The organism is Polaromonas sp. (assembly GCF_010365105.1).
In the GTDB taxonomy this organism is placed as follows: Bacteria; Pseudomonadota; Gammaproteobacteria; order Burkholderiales; family Burkholderiaceae_C; genus Polaromonas.
This window is the reverse complement of record NZ_JAAFGZ010000007.1, coordinates 61,512-77,354: the sequence shown is the minus strand read 5'-3', so window position 1 is coordinate 77,354 and position 15,843 is coordinate 61,512. Positions and strand designations below refer to the sequence as shown.

Sequence of the window (15,843 nt, the reverse complement as noted above, 5' to 3'; positions counted from 1 at the left end):
ACGACTTTTCGACATGGGCGCTGCGCCATAATCCAACACCCCTATTTGTCTGGAGATACGCATTGTTTTCGATCATACAAGCAGCCGGCTGGCCCATCTGGCCACTGCTGGCGTGTTCCATCGTTGCACTGGCGCTGGTCATTGAACGGTTTTCAAGCCTCAAAACCATGAAAATTGCGCCTCCCAAACTGCTCGGCGAAGCCATGGTTGTTTCGCGAACCACCCTCCCACCGCCGGACGTGGTGTTGAAGCTGGAACAGAATTCACTGCTTGGCGAGGTGCTGGCCAGCGGTTTGCGTGCCCTCGGCGCCAATCCCCGTATCAGCGAAGCCGATCTCCGTTCCACGCTGGAAGGCGCTGGTCGACAGGCGGCACACAAACTGGAACGCTACCTCGCCGCACTGGCCACCATTGCGTCGGCAGCGCCCTTGCTCGGCCTGCTGGGCACGGTGATTGGCATGATCGAGATTTTTGGCGCCCAGTCGGGCAATGCCGGCAACGCAGGCGGCGGCAACCCGGCACAACTTGCACAAGGTATATCCATCGCACTGTACAACACCGCTTTCGGCCTGATGGTGGCCATTCCGGCTCTGATCTTTTGGCGATATTTCCGGGCACGAGTGGATGGCTACCTGCTGTCGATGGAACTGGCGGCCGAGCAGTTCGTGCGCCATCTGAACCGATTGCGCAAATGAACTTTCGACCCCGAGTGCGTCCCGAGCCTGAAATCAACCTGATTCCTTTCATTGATGTGCTGTTGGTGGTGCTCATCTTTTTGATGCTGTCGACCACTTACAGCAAATTCACCGAGCTTCAGGTCCGGCTGCCCTCCGCCGACGCCGAGCAATTGCGCGAATATCCGAAAGAGGTCATCGTGGCAGTCAGCAGCGACGGCCGTTACATGGTCAACAAAACCCTGGTCGATGGCCGTGGAATCGAGCCGCTGGGCACTGCCCTCACGCAGGCCGCCAGGGCCGGGAAGGACAGCGTCATCGTCATCAGCGCAGATGCCAGTGCCACGCACCAGGCCGTCATCACCGTCATGGAAGCCGCCCGCCGTCAGGGATTGACGCAGATCACTTTCGCCACCCAGGGCACGGTCCCGTCAGCCGCCAGGTAAGCCTGCGGACCTTGAAGCTCCGGTACGACATGGCAGCGGCGTGAAAAATATTCTTTTGAGCGCCTGGCGCACGCGTGGCTGGCTGGCCTGCCTGCTCTGGCCGGTAGCACTGGTTCACGGCCTGATGGTGAGATTGCGCCGGGCACTCTACCGGCTCGGCATTCTGCGATCCACGCGCTTTGACGTACCGGTCATCGTGGTGGGCAATGTTGTAGCGGGCGGCGCGGGGAAGACACCGTTGGTCATGGCGCTGGTCAGGCATCTTCAGGCAAAGGGTTTGCGTGTCGGCGTGGTGTCTCGCGGCTACGGACGCGCCAGCAGGCAAAGCCTGGAAGTCAGGCCGGGCACACCGGTTGATGTGTCGGGCGACGAGCCTGCGCTTATCCAGCGTGCAACAGGTGCTCCTGTTTTTGTAGCAGATCGGCGGACCAACGCCTTGCGCGACTTGCTGGCGGCCTATCCGGCAACCTCCACTGTCGTGTGCGACGACGGCCTTCAGCACTATGCCTTGCAGCGTGACATCGAAATTGCCGTGTTTGATGACAAAGGCGCAGGAAACGGCTGGCTGCTGCCCGCCGGACCGCTGCGCGAACCGTGGCCCGGACGACTGGGCCAAGGCATTGACCTGGTCCTTCACACTGGCCAGAAGGCTGCGTTTCACGGCTACACCTCGCGGCGCCAACTGGCCGAACAAACCATTGATGCCAATGGCGCCCGGCTGGCATTGACGTCCTTGACGCATCAGCCCCTGGTGGCGCTCGCGGGCATCGCCCATCCTGAAGCGTTCTTCGACATGCTCAGGGAACGCGGACTGACGCTGGAAAAAACCCTTGCTTTCCCCGACCACCATGACTTTGAAAAAGGCGATCTGGAGGTCCTGTCAGGCAGAACAGTTCTGTGTACGGAAAAAGATGCAGTCAAGCTGTTTTCCCTGCCAGTTCCGCCAGGACTGCGGCTGTTGGCAGTCCCGCTCGAATTCTCGCCCGAACCCGCGTTCTTCGACGCGCTGGATACGCTGCTGGCGCCGATGCTTTCTCAATTACCATCAAGGCATGGACACCAAACTCATTGAATTGCTGGTCTGCCCCGTCACCAAGGGCCACCTTGAATACGACCGCGAAAAGCGTGAACTCGTTTCACGCAGTGCCCGCCTGGCCTATCCGGTTCGCGATGGCATCCCGGTCATGCTGGAAAGCGAAGCACGGCCGCTGACCGACGAAGAGCTTGGCCTGTAAGCAGGCATGAGCTTCACCGTCCTGATCCCGGCGCGCCTGGCATCCACCCGCCTTCCCAACAAGCCGCTGGCAGACATCAATGGCCGGCCCATGGTGGTGCGCGTGGCGCAGCGCGCCCTGCAAAGCAGTGCATTGCATACCGTTGTAGCCGCTGACAGCGCAGAAATCATTGCGCAATGCAAGGCTTTCGGTATCGATGCGGTACTGACCCGCATCGACCACCCGAGCGGCAGTGACCGGCTCGCTGAAGCCTGCGATTTGCTGGGTCTGGCCGACGACGCTATCGTGGTCAATGTGCAGGGCGATGAGCCGCTGATCGACCCGGCCCTGGTCGATGCGGTGGCCGGTCTGCTGCAAAACCGTCCGGACTGTGCCATGGGAACTGCCGCGCATTTCATCGATGACCTGGTTGACTTTCTCAATCCGAACGTCGTCAAGGTAGTACTGGACGCGCAGCAGACGGCCCTGTATTTCAGCCGTGCGCCGATTCCTGCTGCCCGTGACCTCGCCGGCCAGGCATGGTGGGAGCAAGGCAGGTTTCCACGGCCGCTGCGCCACGTCGGAATCTATGCTTACCGGGTCGGTTTTTTGCGCCGCTTCCCCCAGTTGCCCCAGGCACCCATGGAGCAGCTGGAGTCGCTCGAACAGTTGCGTGCCTTGTGGCATGGCTACCGGATAGCCGTTCACATCACCGAGCAGGCACCGGGCGCCGGTGTGGACACACCTGAAGATCTGGAGCGTGTCCGGCGTCTGACGGCTGAAAAGCCGCATGAGGCGGCGTCTGTGTAAGCTGACGTCAGGGATGTGCATGCTATCCTCGACCGGAAAATCGCCCAGCGGCGAAAAACACCGGCAACCGGGCGGGACGCAAAGCGACAAGGGGCCAGTCGGCCCGTCAAACCTCCAGTTTGGCATGCAGAATTCACAATAATCCGAGGACCTTCATGAGACTTATTTTGTTGGGCGCGCCTGGCGCGGGCAAAGGCACACAAGCCACGTTCATTTGCCAAAAATACGGCATTCCACAAATTTCCACAGGCGACATGCTTAGGGCTGCGGTCAAGGCAGGCACCCCGCTGGGCATCGAGGCCAAGAAAGTCATGGATGCAGGCGGTCTGGTCAGCGATGACCTGATCATCAACCTGGTCAAGGAACGCATTAACCAGTCCGACTGTGCGCAGGGTTTCCTGTTCGACGGTTTCCCCCGCACCATTCCCCAAGCCGATGCCATGAAGGCTGCGGGTGTGAAAATCGATTACGTGCTGGAAATCGACGTGCCCTTTGAAGCCATCATCGAGCGCATGGGTGGCCGTCGTTCGCACAGCGCGTCCGGCCGCACTTACCACGTCAAGTTCAACCCTCCCAAGGTAGAAGGCCAGGACGATGTGAGCGGCGAACCGCTGATCCAGCGTGAAGACGACAAGGAAGAAACCGTTGCCAAGCGCCTTGAGGTGTACAGCGCCCAGACGCGTCCACTGGTGGCCTACTATTCCAATTGGGCAGAAGCCGCACCCGACGAGGCGCCAAAATACCGGGCCATCAGCGGCACGGGCAGCGTTGAAGAAATCACCGAAAGAGCCTTCAAGGCGCTGTCGGACTGAACAGGCTCAAATGCTGGCCAAAGCCATTCCACGGGATGGCTTTTTTTATGTCTGCCCGGCGGCTGAAGGCCGTTGGTCTTCAGTAATCAAATCAAGCATCAGCGCGATCCTGGCCTTGACCGGACTGAGACCCTGCGAATCTGCAATCGTATTGCCTGGCAGCGGCAAAATGCGGCCATCAGGGCAGCGCGTCGATCGCACAACCCGCACCCCGGCAGCCTGCGCACTGAGCAAACCGGCTTGCAGGTCTTCATGAATCGTGCCATTGCCTGTGCAGGCTACCACCAGACCCCGCACGCCCTGATCGACCAGTGCCTGGACTGTGAGAGCGCTCGCGCCTGCGTAATTCATGACAATCTCGACGCGGGGCCAGGTTGCTACTTTTTCAATAGCTTCGCAGGCAATACCAGCCTGCGGAACTGGCCAATTTCTTAACAATCTGAGCTTGCCTTCCTCAACATAGCCCACAGGGCAGGCATCACCGGAACTGAAGGCATCGAGTCTGTAGGGGTGTACTTTTTGCACATCCATCGCACTGTGTACCGTTCCGGCGCAGACGGCCACCACGCCGCAGGCCTCTGGATGACGGGCGACCGCCACGGCGTCCATCACGTTTTGCGGGCCATCTGGCACCAGCGCGGTGGCTGGACGCATGGCGCAGGTAAGCACCACCGGCTTGGCCGGCTGGCATGTCAGCTGGAGGAAAAAAGCCGTTTCCTCCAGCGTGTCCGTGCCGTGCGTGATGACGATGCCCTGGACATCGTCATCCGCAAGAAAATGACGCACGCGGGCAGCGAGTCGCGCCCACACGTCAAAGCTCATGTCCTTGCTGTCGATCTGGCTCACCTGTTCACTGATGATCAAACCGCTTGCGGCCAGCGCAGGAATGGCTGCGAGCAGCTGGTCTATGCCCACCTGTGCAGCGGTGTAGCCGATGTTGTCAGAAGCATGGGCAGCTTTTCCGGCAATGGTTCCGCCGGTTCCCAAAATCACCAGTTTGCGACGTTTTACAGGATGTAGTTGTTTTTTCATAAAGACTGTATAAAAATACAGTTGCTGGCTATTCATACAGTTATACTGAATTTTTCAAGGCGTAGATTTCAGGCTAGTCCCGTTTTAACCCAAGGTCCACAGCTTATGCGTACTTTCAATGATTTTTCCTCTCAACCTGCTGACAGACCCAAGCTTACTGCCAGGCAGGCACAGATCCTGGAATTGATCCAGAATGCCATCGCCCAGACAGGTGCGCCACCCACCCGGGCAGAAATTGCGGCCCAGCTCGGCTTTCGCTCGCCCAATGCAGCCGAAGAGCATTTGAAAGCTCTGGCAAAAAAAGGCGTCCTGGAGCTCGTCAGCGGCACATCACGGGGCATTCGACTTCGTACCGGTGCCCTGCACGCCTTGAACGAATCGCGGATGGATTCATTCTTGATGTCTCCCCAGCGGCTTGCCCAGTTGAGCCTGCCCCTTGTGGGCCGGGTGGCTGCGGGCAGCCCGATCCTTGCGCAGGAACATATCGAACAGACTTACCATTTCGAAAGTTCTCTGTTTGAGCAAAAGCCTGATTACCTGCTGAAGGTGCGCGGCATGAGCATGCGCGACGTGGGCATCATGGACGGCGACTTGCTGGCCGTGAAGCAGTCAAGGGAAGCCAAAAACGGGCAGATCGTGGTCGCCCGACTCGGCGACGAAGTCACTGTCAAACGCTTTCACCGTCACAAGAACCTGATCGAACTGCTGTCGGAAAATCCCGACTTCAAGCCCATCCTGGTACAGCCCGGCGAGCCTTTCGAGCTTGAAGGCCTGGCAGTCGGTTTGATCCGCGGCAGGCTGTCGATGTAGCCCTGCCGGCCTTGCTGTCGGAATACAGCCAGCGATACCGCCCCTTCTTAAAGCGATCCGCCGTTCCTGCTGGCAGACCCTGTCACGCCTGTGTCCACACTTTATCAACTGGAGTTCTTCATGCGAATCATCAGCTTTTCACATGCCCCCGTGCAAGCATTCTGGACGGTACCGGTTCAGGCGCTGGCGCCATGGATCACCCGGATCAGGCACTCCTTGGGACACAGTGCCATTCCATTCATTACACAGCCTTCGGCGACGACATCACCGTCTACTTTCCAGCCTTGCACCGCGACGGCAAGCAATGACGCCATTTTTGAGGTGCTGCCTCAAAATGCCAGTCTGCCCCGCATCACCATGCCACAGGAAACGACACGCAGCGTACTGCGGGTCGTGCGTGTATCCGATGCGGCCATGCGGCCCGATTGCGCAGGACGTATGGTCATTTCAGGGCGAATGGCCGATGTGTGCGCTGAACTTGACCGTATGGCCCTGCAAGCGGAGTCCACTATCGCCAAGTGATGACTTTTCGGCACCAGGCAAAAAAGCTGGGCAACCACACAACCATATGCAACCAGCCTTCCAACCTCCCGCAATTCGAGCCATGACGTGAACGGGAAACCGCCAATCGCCCTATTCCGGATGTAAGCTGTTGATCTTCGAAAAACAGAAATCTAGAAGGCACAATATCTGCATGAATATTGTGATTCTTGATGATTACCAGGACGCAGTGCGAAAGCTCGCCTGCGCGTCCAAGCTCGAAGCCTACCCTGCCAAGGTCTACACCAACACCGTCAAGGGCGCTGGCCAGTTGTCGGTTCGGCTGAAGGATGCAGACGTGATCGTCCTGATCCGCGAACGTACCCACCTGACGCGCCAGTTGATTGAAAAGCTGCCCAAACTCAAGCTGGTCGTCCAGACAGGCCGCATCGGCAGCCATGTGGACGTGGCGGCCTGCACGGAGCGCGGCATTGCGGTGGCCGAAGGCACGGGCTCACCGATTGCGCCAGCAGAACTGACGTGGGCACTGGTCATGGCGGCGATGCGCCGCATTCCGCAGTATGTGTCGCATCTCAAGCATGGAGCGTGGCAGCAATCGGGACTGAAATCCGCTTCCATGCCGCCTAATTTTGGTCTCGGATCCGTGCTCAAGGGCAAGACGCTGGGAATCTGGAGCTACGGCAAGACAGGCCAGCTGGTGGCCGGCTACGGCCGGGCATTTGGCATGCGCGTGATCATCTGGGGCAGTCCGGCCTCACGCGAACGCGCCCAGGCGGACGGGTTTGAACTCGCGCCGAGCAAAACCGAACTGTTCAAGCAATGCGACGTGCTTAGCCTGCACCTGCGCCTTGCAGAAGAAACTACCGGCATCGTCACACTGGATGAAATGTCATCCATGAAACCAACCGCGTTGCTGGTCAATACGTCGCGCGCCGAACTGATTGAACCCGAAGCGCTGATTGCGGCGCTCAACCGTGGGCGTCCGGGCATGGCGGCGATCGACGTGTTTGAATCGGAGCCCATCCTTCAGGGACATGCCCTTTTACGGCTGGAGAACTGCATCTGCACGCCGCACATCGGTTATGTCGAGCAGGACAGCTACGAAATGTATTTTGGCGCCGCCTTTGACAATGTCATCAATTTCATCAAGGGAACGCCAACAAATATCGTCAACCCGGGCGCCTTGCAGGTCAGGCGTTAGCCGCTGGCATTGCATTGCTCCTTGTTCAACACTTCTACCTGGCCAGCGAATCAGAATCACCATGCAAACAACTTTTTATCCAACGGTCGGCATCGTGGGCACCGGCGCCATGGGGCGGGGCATTGCACAGATTGCCGCGCAGGCAGGCAGCTCGGTCAGACTGATGGATGCTCAGGAGGGCGCTGCGGAGAAAGCGCGCAAGGCGCTTTGCAACCAGTGGGACCGGATGACCGAAAAGGGACGTATCAGCGCTGAAATTGCTGACGGCTACAAGGCAAGCATCCAGATCGTGGACACGCTCGCTGACCTGTCCGGATGCAACCTGGTGATCGAAGCCATCGTGGAGCGGCTGGACATCAAGAAAGCGCTGTTCGCCCAACTCGAATCCATCGTGCCGGATCACACCGTACTGGCAAGCAATACATCGTCGCTATCAATCACGGCAATTGCCGCTGACCTCCAGCATCCAGGGCGCTTTGCCGGCTTCCATTTTTTCAATCCAGTGCCGCTGATGAAGGTCGTGGAAGTCATTGCCGGCCTGAAGACCGAAGCGGCCACCTGCCACGGGCTGAGCGAATATGCGCGCCAGACAGGCCACACGCCGGTGCACGCGCAGGATACGCCGGGCTTTATTGTCAACCACGCCGGGCGCGGCTACGGCACCGAGGCGCTGCGAATAGTCAGCGAAGGCATTGCCGATTTCGCCACCATCGACCGCATCCTGCGCGACCAGGCCGGCTTCAAGCTTGGACCGTTCGAACTGATGGACCTGACCGGGCTCGACGTCTCGCATCCCGTGATGGAATCCATTTACCACCAGTATTACGAGGAAGACCGTTACCGCCCCAGCGTCATCACAGCGCAGCGCCTGGCGGGCGGGCTGCTGGGACGCAAGACCGGCGAAGGCTTTTACCGCTATGAAGGCAGCGTTGTCCAGGTTTTTGCCGAAGCACCCGCTCCCGAAGTGTCTCAAATGCCGCCGGTCTGGGTATCGCCCAGGGCGGCGCGGCGCTCGGAACTGCTCCAGTTGCTGAAAAACCTCGGAGCCCACATCGAGACAGGCCAGTCGCCCTCCCCGCAGGCACTGACGCTGGTGGCGCCGCTCGGTTTCGACATCACCACGGTCGCCGTGGTCGAGCGCCTGGACCCGGCGCGCACCGTCGGCATCGACATGCTGATCGATGACGCCGCAACCCGGCGCCGCGTGCTGGCGACCAACCCGGCCACGCGCAGCGACATGCGGGATGCGGCCCATGCGCTGTTTGCACGCGACGGCAAGGCGGTCAGCGTGATTCGCGACAGCGGCGGCTTTGTGACGCAGCGCGTGGTGGCCACCATCGTCAACATTGCCAGCGACATCTGCCAGCAGGGCATCTGCAGCCCGAAGGACCTGGAGACCGCTGTCACGCTGGGGCTGGGCTATCCCATGGGCCCGCTGGCCATGGGCGACCGCTACGGAGCGACCAATATCCTGGAAGTGCTGTTCAACCTGCAGACTGTTTATGGCGACCAGCGCTACCGGCCGTCACCCTGGCTGCGTCGCCGGGGCGCCATCGGCCTGAGCCTGATGCACCAGGAGAACTGATATGTCCGGCGCATTGAAAAGCACCAGTGAAAGCGGCACGCTCATCCTGACGCTGAGCAACCCGGAACACAAGAATGCGCTAGGTCCCGACATGTATGCCGCCGGCATCGAAGCGCTGAACGCCGCCGAGAACAACCCGGAAATCCGCAGCGTGGTGATCACCGGCGAAGGCAGCATGTTTTGCGCCGGCGGCAGCCTTCCGCGGCTGCAGGCCAACCGGCGGCTGTCGCCCGAAGTGCAGGCGCAGAGCATCGAGGCGCTGCACAACTGGATCGAGGCCATTCGCACCTATCCCAAGCCGGTGATTGCGGCGGTCGAAGGGGCTGCAGCCGGTGCGGGCTTTTCGCTGGCGCTGGCTTGCGACTTCATCGTCGCCGCCGACAACGCCGTGTTTGTCATGTCCTACAGCACCGTGGCACTGTCGCCCGATGGCGGCGGCAGCTGGAGCCTTGCGCGCGCGCTGCCCCGCGCCCTGGCCAGCGAACTGCTCATGGGGGCCGAACGCATCAGCGCCGGGCGACTGCACGAGTTGGGTCTGGTCAACCGCGTCACGGTTGCCGGCGGCGCGGTCGGTGAAGCGCTGGTATTGGCCGCTCGACTCAACGCGCGCGCACCGAATGTGCTGGCCAGCATCAAGGACCTGATCAACGACGCGCCGGCCAACACCCTGAGCCAGCAACTGGACAGCGAACGCAACCACTTCGTTCGCAACCTGCACCACGCCAATGGCGGCGAAGGCATTGAGGCATTTTTGCAAAAACGCTTGCCGATTTATCGCTAGTATTGCTCCTGATTCAATAGCTGCTTGCGCATACACAGCAAGCGCAAACAGCCAATTTTTATTAAAAATTGGGTTTTTACCGTCATTCTGGCTGCATGCCAGTAGCGCAAGCACTGGCAATCCGATCTTGCTGGTTTTCACGATTGACCTGACCTTGCCACCGGCTAAAGATTGACAGAGCCGCGCCTGCAGGATTCCGGCTCGAGCCGGGCCATTGCTTTGCTGGCAAGGCGACACCCATGCGACAGCAGGCAATTCCGCCGCAGGTCGCTAAAGCGACAATGCAACACTTGTTAGTCACCCAAAAGACAGACCATGGACGATCCTATTCTTACGATAGATGAAAGAGCGGCCATCAACAGCGGCCGCTGGTTCTCATCCCTTTCACCATCCCTGAGGCACGACATTCTCCGATGCGCTTACGTCAAACGCTTCAAAGACGGCGACCTCATAGCGGCGCGCGGCGACCCGCCCGAGGAATGGATCGCCTGTGCCATGGGCGCGGTGCGTGTCAGCTCGACCTCGATTTCCGGCAAGCAGGTGACGCTGACGTATGTCGAGCCGGGCATCTGGTTTGGCGACGTGGCGATCTTCGACGGCGAGCGACGCACCCACGATGCCTATGCGCATGGCAGCACCACCATCCTGTGTGTGGCACGCGCCGACCTGCGCAAAATCCTGACGCAGCATGTCGAACTCTACGAAGCGTTGCTGCGCCTGCATGCGCGGCGCATTCGCCAGCTGTTCGGTCTGGTCGAAGACCTCAACACCCTGCCCTTGCGGGCGCGGCTGGCCAAGCAGCTGCTGCACCTGGTGCGAAGCTATGGCGTTCCCAGCCTGGCCAACGGAAGCGATACCCGCATCAGCCTGCAACTGGCGCAGGAAGAACTGGCGCAGCTGCTGGGCGCCTCTCGCCAGCGAGTCAACCAGGAACTCAAGGCGATGGAGCGCGAGGAAGCCATCCGCATCGAACCGGGCGGCCTGGTGGTGCGCAACCGCCAGTCGCTGTTGCGCATTTCAGAAGCGGATGCCGACAAATAACAACATCCGTCCCAAGGAGACTCACCGCATGAGCAATTTTGACCATTTCATCGGCACCCGGGCCGTGACCGCCGGCCAGGCATTTGACACTGAAGCGCTCGGCACTTACCTGAGTCAGCACCTGGAAGGCTTCAGCGGCTCGCTGAATGTCGAGATTTTCAAGGGCGGTCAGTCCAATCCAACCTACAAACTGATCACGCCTGGTGCCAGTTACGTGATGCGCGCCAAGCCCGGCCCGGTCGCCAAGCTGCTGCCATCGGCGCATGCGGTCGAGCGCGAATTCAGGGTGATGCAGGGCCTGCAGGGCACGGCCGTTCCGGTGCCAAGGATGTTCTGCCTGTGCGAAGACGAATCCGTCATTGGCCGCGCTTTCTACGTCATGGAGTTTGTCGAAGGGCGCGTGCTGTGGGACCAGTCCCTTCCCGGCATGACGCCCCTTGAGCGCGGCGAAATCTACGGCGAGATGAACCGCGTCATTGCAGCCCTGCACAAGGTCGATTTTGCCGGACGCGGCCTGGCCGGCTACGGCAAGCCCGGCAACTATTTCGAACGCCAGATCGGCCGCTGGAGCAAGCAGTACCAGGCATCCGTCACCCAGCCCATCCCCGAGATGGACAGCCTGATGCAATGGCTGCCGGAGAACATTCCCGCCAGCGCCCGCGATGAAACCATGGTGTCCATCGTGCATGGCGACTTCCGGCTGGACAACCTGCTTTTTCACCCCACAGAACCCCGGGTGCTGGCGGTGCTGGACTGGGAGCTGTCCACGCTGGGTCATCCGCTGGCCGACTTCAGCTACCACTGCATGGCCTGGCACATACCGCCCGGCACCTTTCGCGGCATAGGCGGCCTGGATGTGGCCAGCCTGGGCATTCCGACCGAGGAAGCATACATCGCCCGGTATTGCGAGCGCACCGGCCTGACGACGCCCGGGGCGCTCAAGGCTGACTGGAACTTTTACCTGGCCTACAACCTGTTCCGCTTGGCCGCCATCCTGCAGGGCATCGCCAAGCGCGTTGAAGCCGGCACTGCGTCCAGCGCTCAGGCGGTCAGTTCTGCCGCCGGCGCACCGCTGCTGGCCAGGATGGCCTGGGATTTTGCGCTGAAGGCGCAAGCCTGAATGCGCCCTGACTGAATCATCCACTGAGCGACAGACCACCCGCCGATTTTTCCGGCAAGCCTTTCCCTATAACAACCCGCCCTTTCAGGAGATATTCATGGACTTCGACTACACCCCCAAAGTAAAAGAGCTTCAGGCCCGCCTGTTGAAGTTCATGGATGAGCATATTTACCCCAACGAAGCGCGGTTTTTCCGCGAGATCGCTGAAAACCGGGCCAAGGGCAATGCCTGGGTTCCCACGACGCTGATCGAGGAACTCAAGCCCAAGGCGCGCGCCGCCGGGCTGTGGAACCTGTTCCTGCCGCTGTCGCCGCGCGCGCCCGAAGGCCTGTCCAACCTTGAATACGCACCGCTGTGCGAAATCATGGGCCGGGTGCCGTTTGCCGCTGAGGTTTTCAACTGTTCGGCGCCCGACACCGGCAACATGGAAACCATCGCCCGCTACGGCTCGGAAGCCAATAAGGACGAATGGCTGGACCCGCTGCTCCAGGGCGAGATCCGCTCGGCCTTTCTGATGACCGAGCCCGAAGTCGCCTCCTCCGACGCCACCAATGTGCAGTGCCGTATCGAGCGCGACGGCGACGACTATGTGATCAACGGCCTCAAATGGTGGTCGTCCGGCGCCGGTGATCCGCGCTGCGCTGTTTACATCGTCATGGGCAAGACCAATCCCGAGGCCGGCCGTCACGAGCAGCAGTCGATGATCCTGGTGCCCGCCAATTCACCGGGCGTTACTGTGATCCGGCCCTTGAGCGTTTTTGGCTATGACGACGCGCCGCACGGCCACATGGAAGTGCGCCTGGACAATGTTCGCGTACCGGCAGCCAATTTGCTGCTGGGCGAAGGACGCGGCTTCGAGATTGCCCAAGGCCGCCTCGGCCCCGGACGCATTCATCACTGCATGCGCAGCATCGGCATCGCCGAGCGCGCGCTGGAACTCATGTGCAAACGACTCAACAGCCGCGTGGCCTTCGGCAAACCCATCGCCCGCCAATCGGTGTGGAGCGAACGCATCGCCGATTCGCGCTGCATGATCGAGCAGGCCCGGCTGCTCACCCTGAACGCGGCCTACATGATGGACACCGTGGGCAACAAGGTGGCCAAGGCGCAGATCGCCATGATCAAGGTGGTCGCACCCAGCATGGCGTGCCAGATCATCGACTGGGCCATCCAGGCGCACGGCGGGGGCGGCGTGTCGGATGATTTTCCGCTGGCCTATGCCTACGCCAGCCAGCGCACCCTGCGCCTGGCCGACGGACCGGATGAGGTGCACCGTGCGTCGCTGGCCAAGCTGGAACTGGCCAAGCACCTGGTCATTCCGGGCGAGGTCGAGATGCCGGTGACGCGCGGCTGCTGATTTCCTTGAGAGCTTTGACGGGCATATGATGCTATCCAATAAATAGCAGCATATGCCCGCTCCACATGCGAAGAAGGCATAAATCACCTAATTTTTTATTTACAGCAGCCAACCCACCCGGCCTCCAACAGCAAGACAGCTTTTTTCATTTCACGTAAAGTCGCGTGACATCAACACAAGAAAGCCGCTGTGATCGACGTCTATTCCTGGCCCACGCCCAATGGCCACAAGGTTCACATCATGCTGGAGGAATGCGGCCTTCGCCTGGGACGCGACTGGCAGGTTTTTCCAGTCAACATCGGGACCGGAGACCAGTTCAAGCCTGAGTTTCTCGCCATCAGCCCGAACAACAAGATTCCGGCGCTGGTCGATCCGGAAGGCCCCGATGGCAAGCCGATGTCACTGTTCGAATCGGGCGCCATCCTGCTCTACCTGGCGTCGAAAACCGGCAAGTTCCTGCCGAAAAGTGACCGGCTAAAGTTTCAGGTGCTGCAATGGCTGATGTTCCAGATGGGCAGCGTCGGGCCGATGCTCGGACAAACCCATCACTTCCGCAAATACGCACCCGAGAAAATCGACTACGCCGTCAATCGCTACACCAACGAAACCAAACGTTTGTACGGCGTCATGGACAGGCAGCTGGCCAAAAGCAGGTTCATGGCCTGCAACCAGTACACGGTCGCAGACATCGCCATTTATCCGTGGGTGCGCAGTTGGGAAGACCAGGGCATCGACTGGGCCGACTATCCGCACCTGAAAGCATGGTTCGACTTGATTAGCGCCAGGCCGGCCGTCAGGCGCGGTGTCGAGGTGCTGGCCGAATTGCGCAAGCCTTTCCGGGATGAAAAACAGTACGAAAATCTGTTTGGCAGCACGCAATACCAAAGGCGCTGATGACCGGAAAAATCGATTGGAAAATCCCGTTGCATGACAGCGTATAAATTTTTTGTTTATGTGCTGGCCGGATGGTCAGGATTTTTCGTCATGGCGCTCGAACTGCTGGGGGGCCGGGCGCTGGGGCCGTTCTTCGGGACAGGCATTTATGTCTGGGGCGCCATCATCACGCTGTTCATGCTGTCGCTGTCCATCGGCTACCTGATCGGCGGTGCGCTGTCCGCCAGACGGCCAAGCCTGGAAAAGCTGAGCGCCATCCTGCTGCTGGCAGTCCTGACATCCCTTCCGTGCGTGCTGGCTTCCAACCCGATTCTGGAATTCATTTTTGACCGGGTGCCCGATCCCCGCTATGGCGCGCTGAGCGCCTCGGTGGCGCTTTTCTTTCTGCCGATCACAGTGTCGGGCGCGGTGTCTCCGTATGCCGTAAGGCTGCTGGTGGAAGGCCTGGGAACCAGCGGCAAGGTAGCTGGCAACGTCTTTTTTGTATCGACTTTCGGCAGTATGCTGGGCACGCTGCTGACGTCCTTTTACCTGGTCTTGCTTTTCGAACTGGACCAGATTTTGTGGGGAATGATGACCATCTCTTTTTTGATCGGCGCGGCTGGCCTGGTATTTCACCGGGGAAGGACCCCACATGTGGCGACGGCCTGAATGGCTAATGGGCGCGGTCCTTGCACTGACGGCCGGCGTGGCAGGCGCACAAGACATCTATCAGGAAAAATCCCTCTACCGCAACATTCTGGTGTACGAGGAACAAGGCCTTCGCTGCATGAAGTTCGGCCGGCAGGGCACGGGGCGGCAAACCTGCATTTCCCTTCAACACCCTGACGCGCTGGTGTTGAGCTACACCAGGATGCTGCTGGGCGCGCTTTACCTGAATCCCCAGCCGCAAAACATTTTGATCATCGGCCTGGGCGGGGGCAGCCTGCCGTCCACACTGAAAAAAATGATTCCTCAGGCAAGGATCGAAACGGTCGAGCTTGACCCGTCGGTGGCCAAGGTGGCAGAACGTTTTTTTGGCTTCATGCCCGCCAGCAACAACATCGTCACCATCGAGGATGGGCGGGTCTTTGTCAAGCGTGCGCAAAAGCAGGGAAAAAAGTACGACCTGATCATTCTTGATGCGTTTGACCAGGTCTATGTGCCCGAACACATGCTGACCCGGGAGTACCTGCTGGAGGTGAAGTCTTTACTCGAAAAGGACGGCGTGCTGGCAGCCAACACGTTTTCATCGTCCAGGCTTTACGACGCCGAGTCCGCCACCTATGCAAGCGTGTTTGGCGGGTTCTTCAACCTGAAGACAGAAAACCGTGTGATCCTGGCCAAAAATGGCGGCTTGCCACCGATGGCGCAAATCCAGGCCAATGCACGCCAGCTGGAGCCCAAGCTCAATCTTTTTGGAACGGGCAAGGACTGGTTGCTGCCACTGTTTTCAACAAAAATTGACTGGCCCGAGGGCACCAGAATCCTGACCGACCAGTATTCGCCGGTCAACCTGATGAACGGAAGTGGAAATCAAAAGTCGTGGTGGAAATTCTGGTGAGCCGGCCATGCGCGCTAACAGG

The 15,843-nt window shown here is 59.9% G+C and carries 18 protein-coding genes; 17 read left to right on the top strand and 1 reads right to left on the bottom strand.

What is annotated here, in order from left to right:
• Nucleotides 1-62: 62 nt before the first annotated feature.
• From GZ092_RS06200 to adk, 6 genes are all read left to right on the top strand, one after another.
• On the top strand, nt 63-695 hold the full coding sequence (locus GZ092_RS06200) for a MotA/TolQ/ExbB proton channel family protein (RefSeq protein WP_293635392.1): 633 nt from the start codon (nt 63-65) through the stop codon (nt 693-695).
• The gene (locus tag GZ092_RS06195; RefSeq protein ID WP_293635390.1) at nt 692-1,120 is read left to right on the top strand and encodes a biopolymer transporter ExbD; all 429 of its coding nucleotides are present in this window, start codon (nt 692-694) and stop codon (nt 1,118-1,120) included. Before GZ092_RS06200 ends, GZ092_RS06195 begins: the two co-directional genes overlap by 4 nt.
• A 40-nt stretch (nt 1,121-1,160) precedes the next feature.
• Nucleotides 1,161-2,192 (top strand): tetraacyldisaccharide 4'-kinase, encoded by a 1,032-nt coding sequence (gene lpxK, locus GZ092_RS06190; protein WP_293635388.1) that lies wholly within the window; start codon nt 1,161-1,163, stop codon nt 2,190-2,192.
• Nucleotides 2,173-2,355: a Trm112 family protein gene (locus GZ092_RS06185; protein ID WP_293635386.1), complete on the top strand. Its 183-nt coding sequence runs from the start codon at nt 2,173-2,175 to the stop codon at nt 2,353-2,355. The genes lpxK and GZ092_RS06185 overlap by 20 nt, the downstream gene beginning before the upstream one ends.
• Nucleotides 2,356-2,361: 6 nt before the next feature.
• Entirely contained in the window at nt 2,362-3,144 is a 783-nt protein-coding gene (kdsB, locus tag GZ092_RS06180) for a 3-deoxy-manno-octulosonate cytidylyltransferase (protein WP_293635384.1), read from the top strand.
• A 155-nt stretch (nt 3,145-3,299) separates the two neighbouring features.
• Nucleotides 3,300-3,956, top strand: a complete 657-nt coding sequence (gene adk, locus GZ092_RS06175) for an adenylate kinase (protein ID WP_293635382.1) — start codon at nt 3,300-3,302, stop codon at nt 3,954-3,956.
• A 45-nt stretch (nt 3,957-4,001) separates the two neighbouring features.
• On the opposite strand, the gene GZ092_RS06170 is transcribed toward adk, so the two are convergent.
• The gene (locus tag GZ092_RS06170; protein ID WP_293635380.1) at nt 4,002-4,988 is read right to left on the bottom strand and encodes an asparaginase; all 987 of its coding nucleotides are present in this window, start codon (nt 4,986-4,988) and stop codon (nt 4,002-4,004) included.
• A 105-nt stretch (nt 4,989-5,093) separates the two neighbouring features.
• On the opposite strand from GZ092_RS06170, the gene lexA reads away from it, so the two are divergent.
• From lexA to GZ092_RS06115, 11 genes are all read left to right on the top strand, one after another.
• Nucleotides 5,094-5,798: a transcriptional repressor LexA gene (gene lexA / locus GZ092_RS06165; RefSeq protein WP_293635616.1), complete on the top strand. Its 705-nt coding sequence runs from the start codon at nt 5,094-5,096 to the stop codon at nt 5,796-5,798.
• A 120-nt stretch (nt 5,799-5,918) separates the two neighbouring features.
• A complete protein-coding gene (locus tag GZ092_RS06160) occupies nt 5,919-6,320 on the top strand; it encodes a hypothetical protein (RefSeq protein WP_293635378.1) in 402 nt (133 codons plus the stop codon).
• Between the two features lie 172 nt (nt 6,321-6,492).
• A complete protein-coding gene (locus GZ092_RS06155) occupies nt 6,493-7,500 on the top strand; it encodes a D-2-hydroxyacid dehydrogenase family protein (protein WP_293635376.1) in 1,008 nt (335 codons plus the stop codon).
• A gap of 61 nt (nt 7,501-7,561) precedes the next feature.
• On the top strand, nt 7,562-9,085 hold the full coding sequence (locus GZ092_RS06150) for a 3-hydroxyacyl-CoA dehydrogenase (RefSeq protein WP_293635374.1): 1,524 nt from the start codon (nt 7,562-7,564) through the stop codon (nt 9,083-9,085).
• A 1-nt stretch (nt 9,086) separates the two neighbouring features.
• On the top strand, nt 9,087-9,866 hold the full coding sequence (locus tag GZ092_RS06145) for an oxepin-CoA hydrolase, alternative type (protein WP_293635372.1): 780 nt from the start codon (nt 9,087-9,089) through the stop codon (nt 9,864-9,866).
• 315 nt (nt 9,867-10,181) lie between these two features.
• Nucleotides 10,182-10,907, top strand: coding sequence for a Crp/Fnr family transcriptional regulator (locus GZ092_RS06140; protein WP_293635370.1), 726 nt, complete (start codon nt 10,182-10,184; stop codon nt 10,905-10,907).
• Between the two features lie 28 nt (nt 10,908-10,935).
• On the top strand, nt 10,936-12,027 hold the full coding sequence (locus GZ092_RS06135; RefSeq protein WP_293635368.1) for a phosphotransferase: 1,092 nt from the start codon (nt 10,936-10,938) through the stop codon (nt 12,025-12,027).
• A gap of 97 nt (nt 12,028-12,124) precedes the next feature.
• Nucleotides 12,125-13,384 (top strand): acyl-CoA dehydrogenase family protein, encoded by a 1,260-nt coding sequence (locus GZ092_RS06130; protein ID WP_293635366.1) that lies wholly within the window; start codon nt 12,125-12,127, stop codon nt 13,382-13,384.
• A 189-nt stretch (nt 13,385-13,573) separates the two neighbouring features.
• Nucleotides 13,574-14,278, top strand: a complete 705-nt coding sequence (locus GZ092_RS06125; protein WP_293635365.1) for a glutathione binding-like protein — start codon at nt 13,574-13,576, stop codon at nt 14,276-14,278.
• 33 nt (nt 14,279-14,311) lie between these two features.
• Nucleotides 14,312-14,929, top strand: a complete 618-nt coding sequence (locus tag GZ092_RS06120; protein WP_293635364.1) for a fused MFS/spermidine synthase — start codon at nt 14,312-14,314, stop codon at nt 14,927-14,929.
• Nucleotides 14,913-15,821 (top strand): fused MFS/spermidine synthase, encoded by a 909-nt coding sequence (locus tag GZ092_RS06115; protein ID WP_293635363.1) that lies wholly within the window; start codon nt 14,913-14,915, stop codon nt 15,819-15,821. Before GZ092_RS06120 ends, GZ092_RS06115 begins: the two co-directional genes overlap by 17 nt.
• Nucleotides 15,822-15,843: the final 22 nt, after the last annotated feature.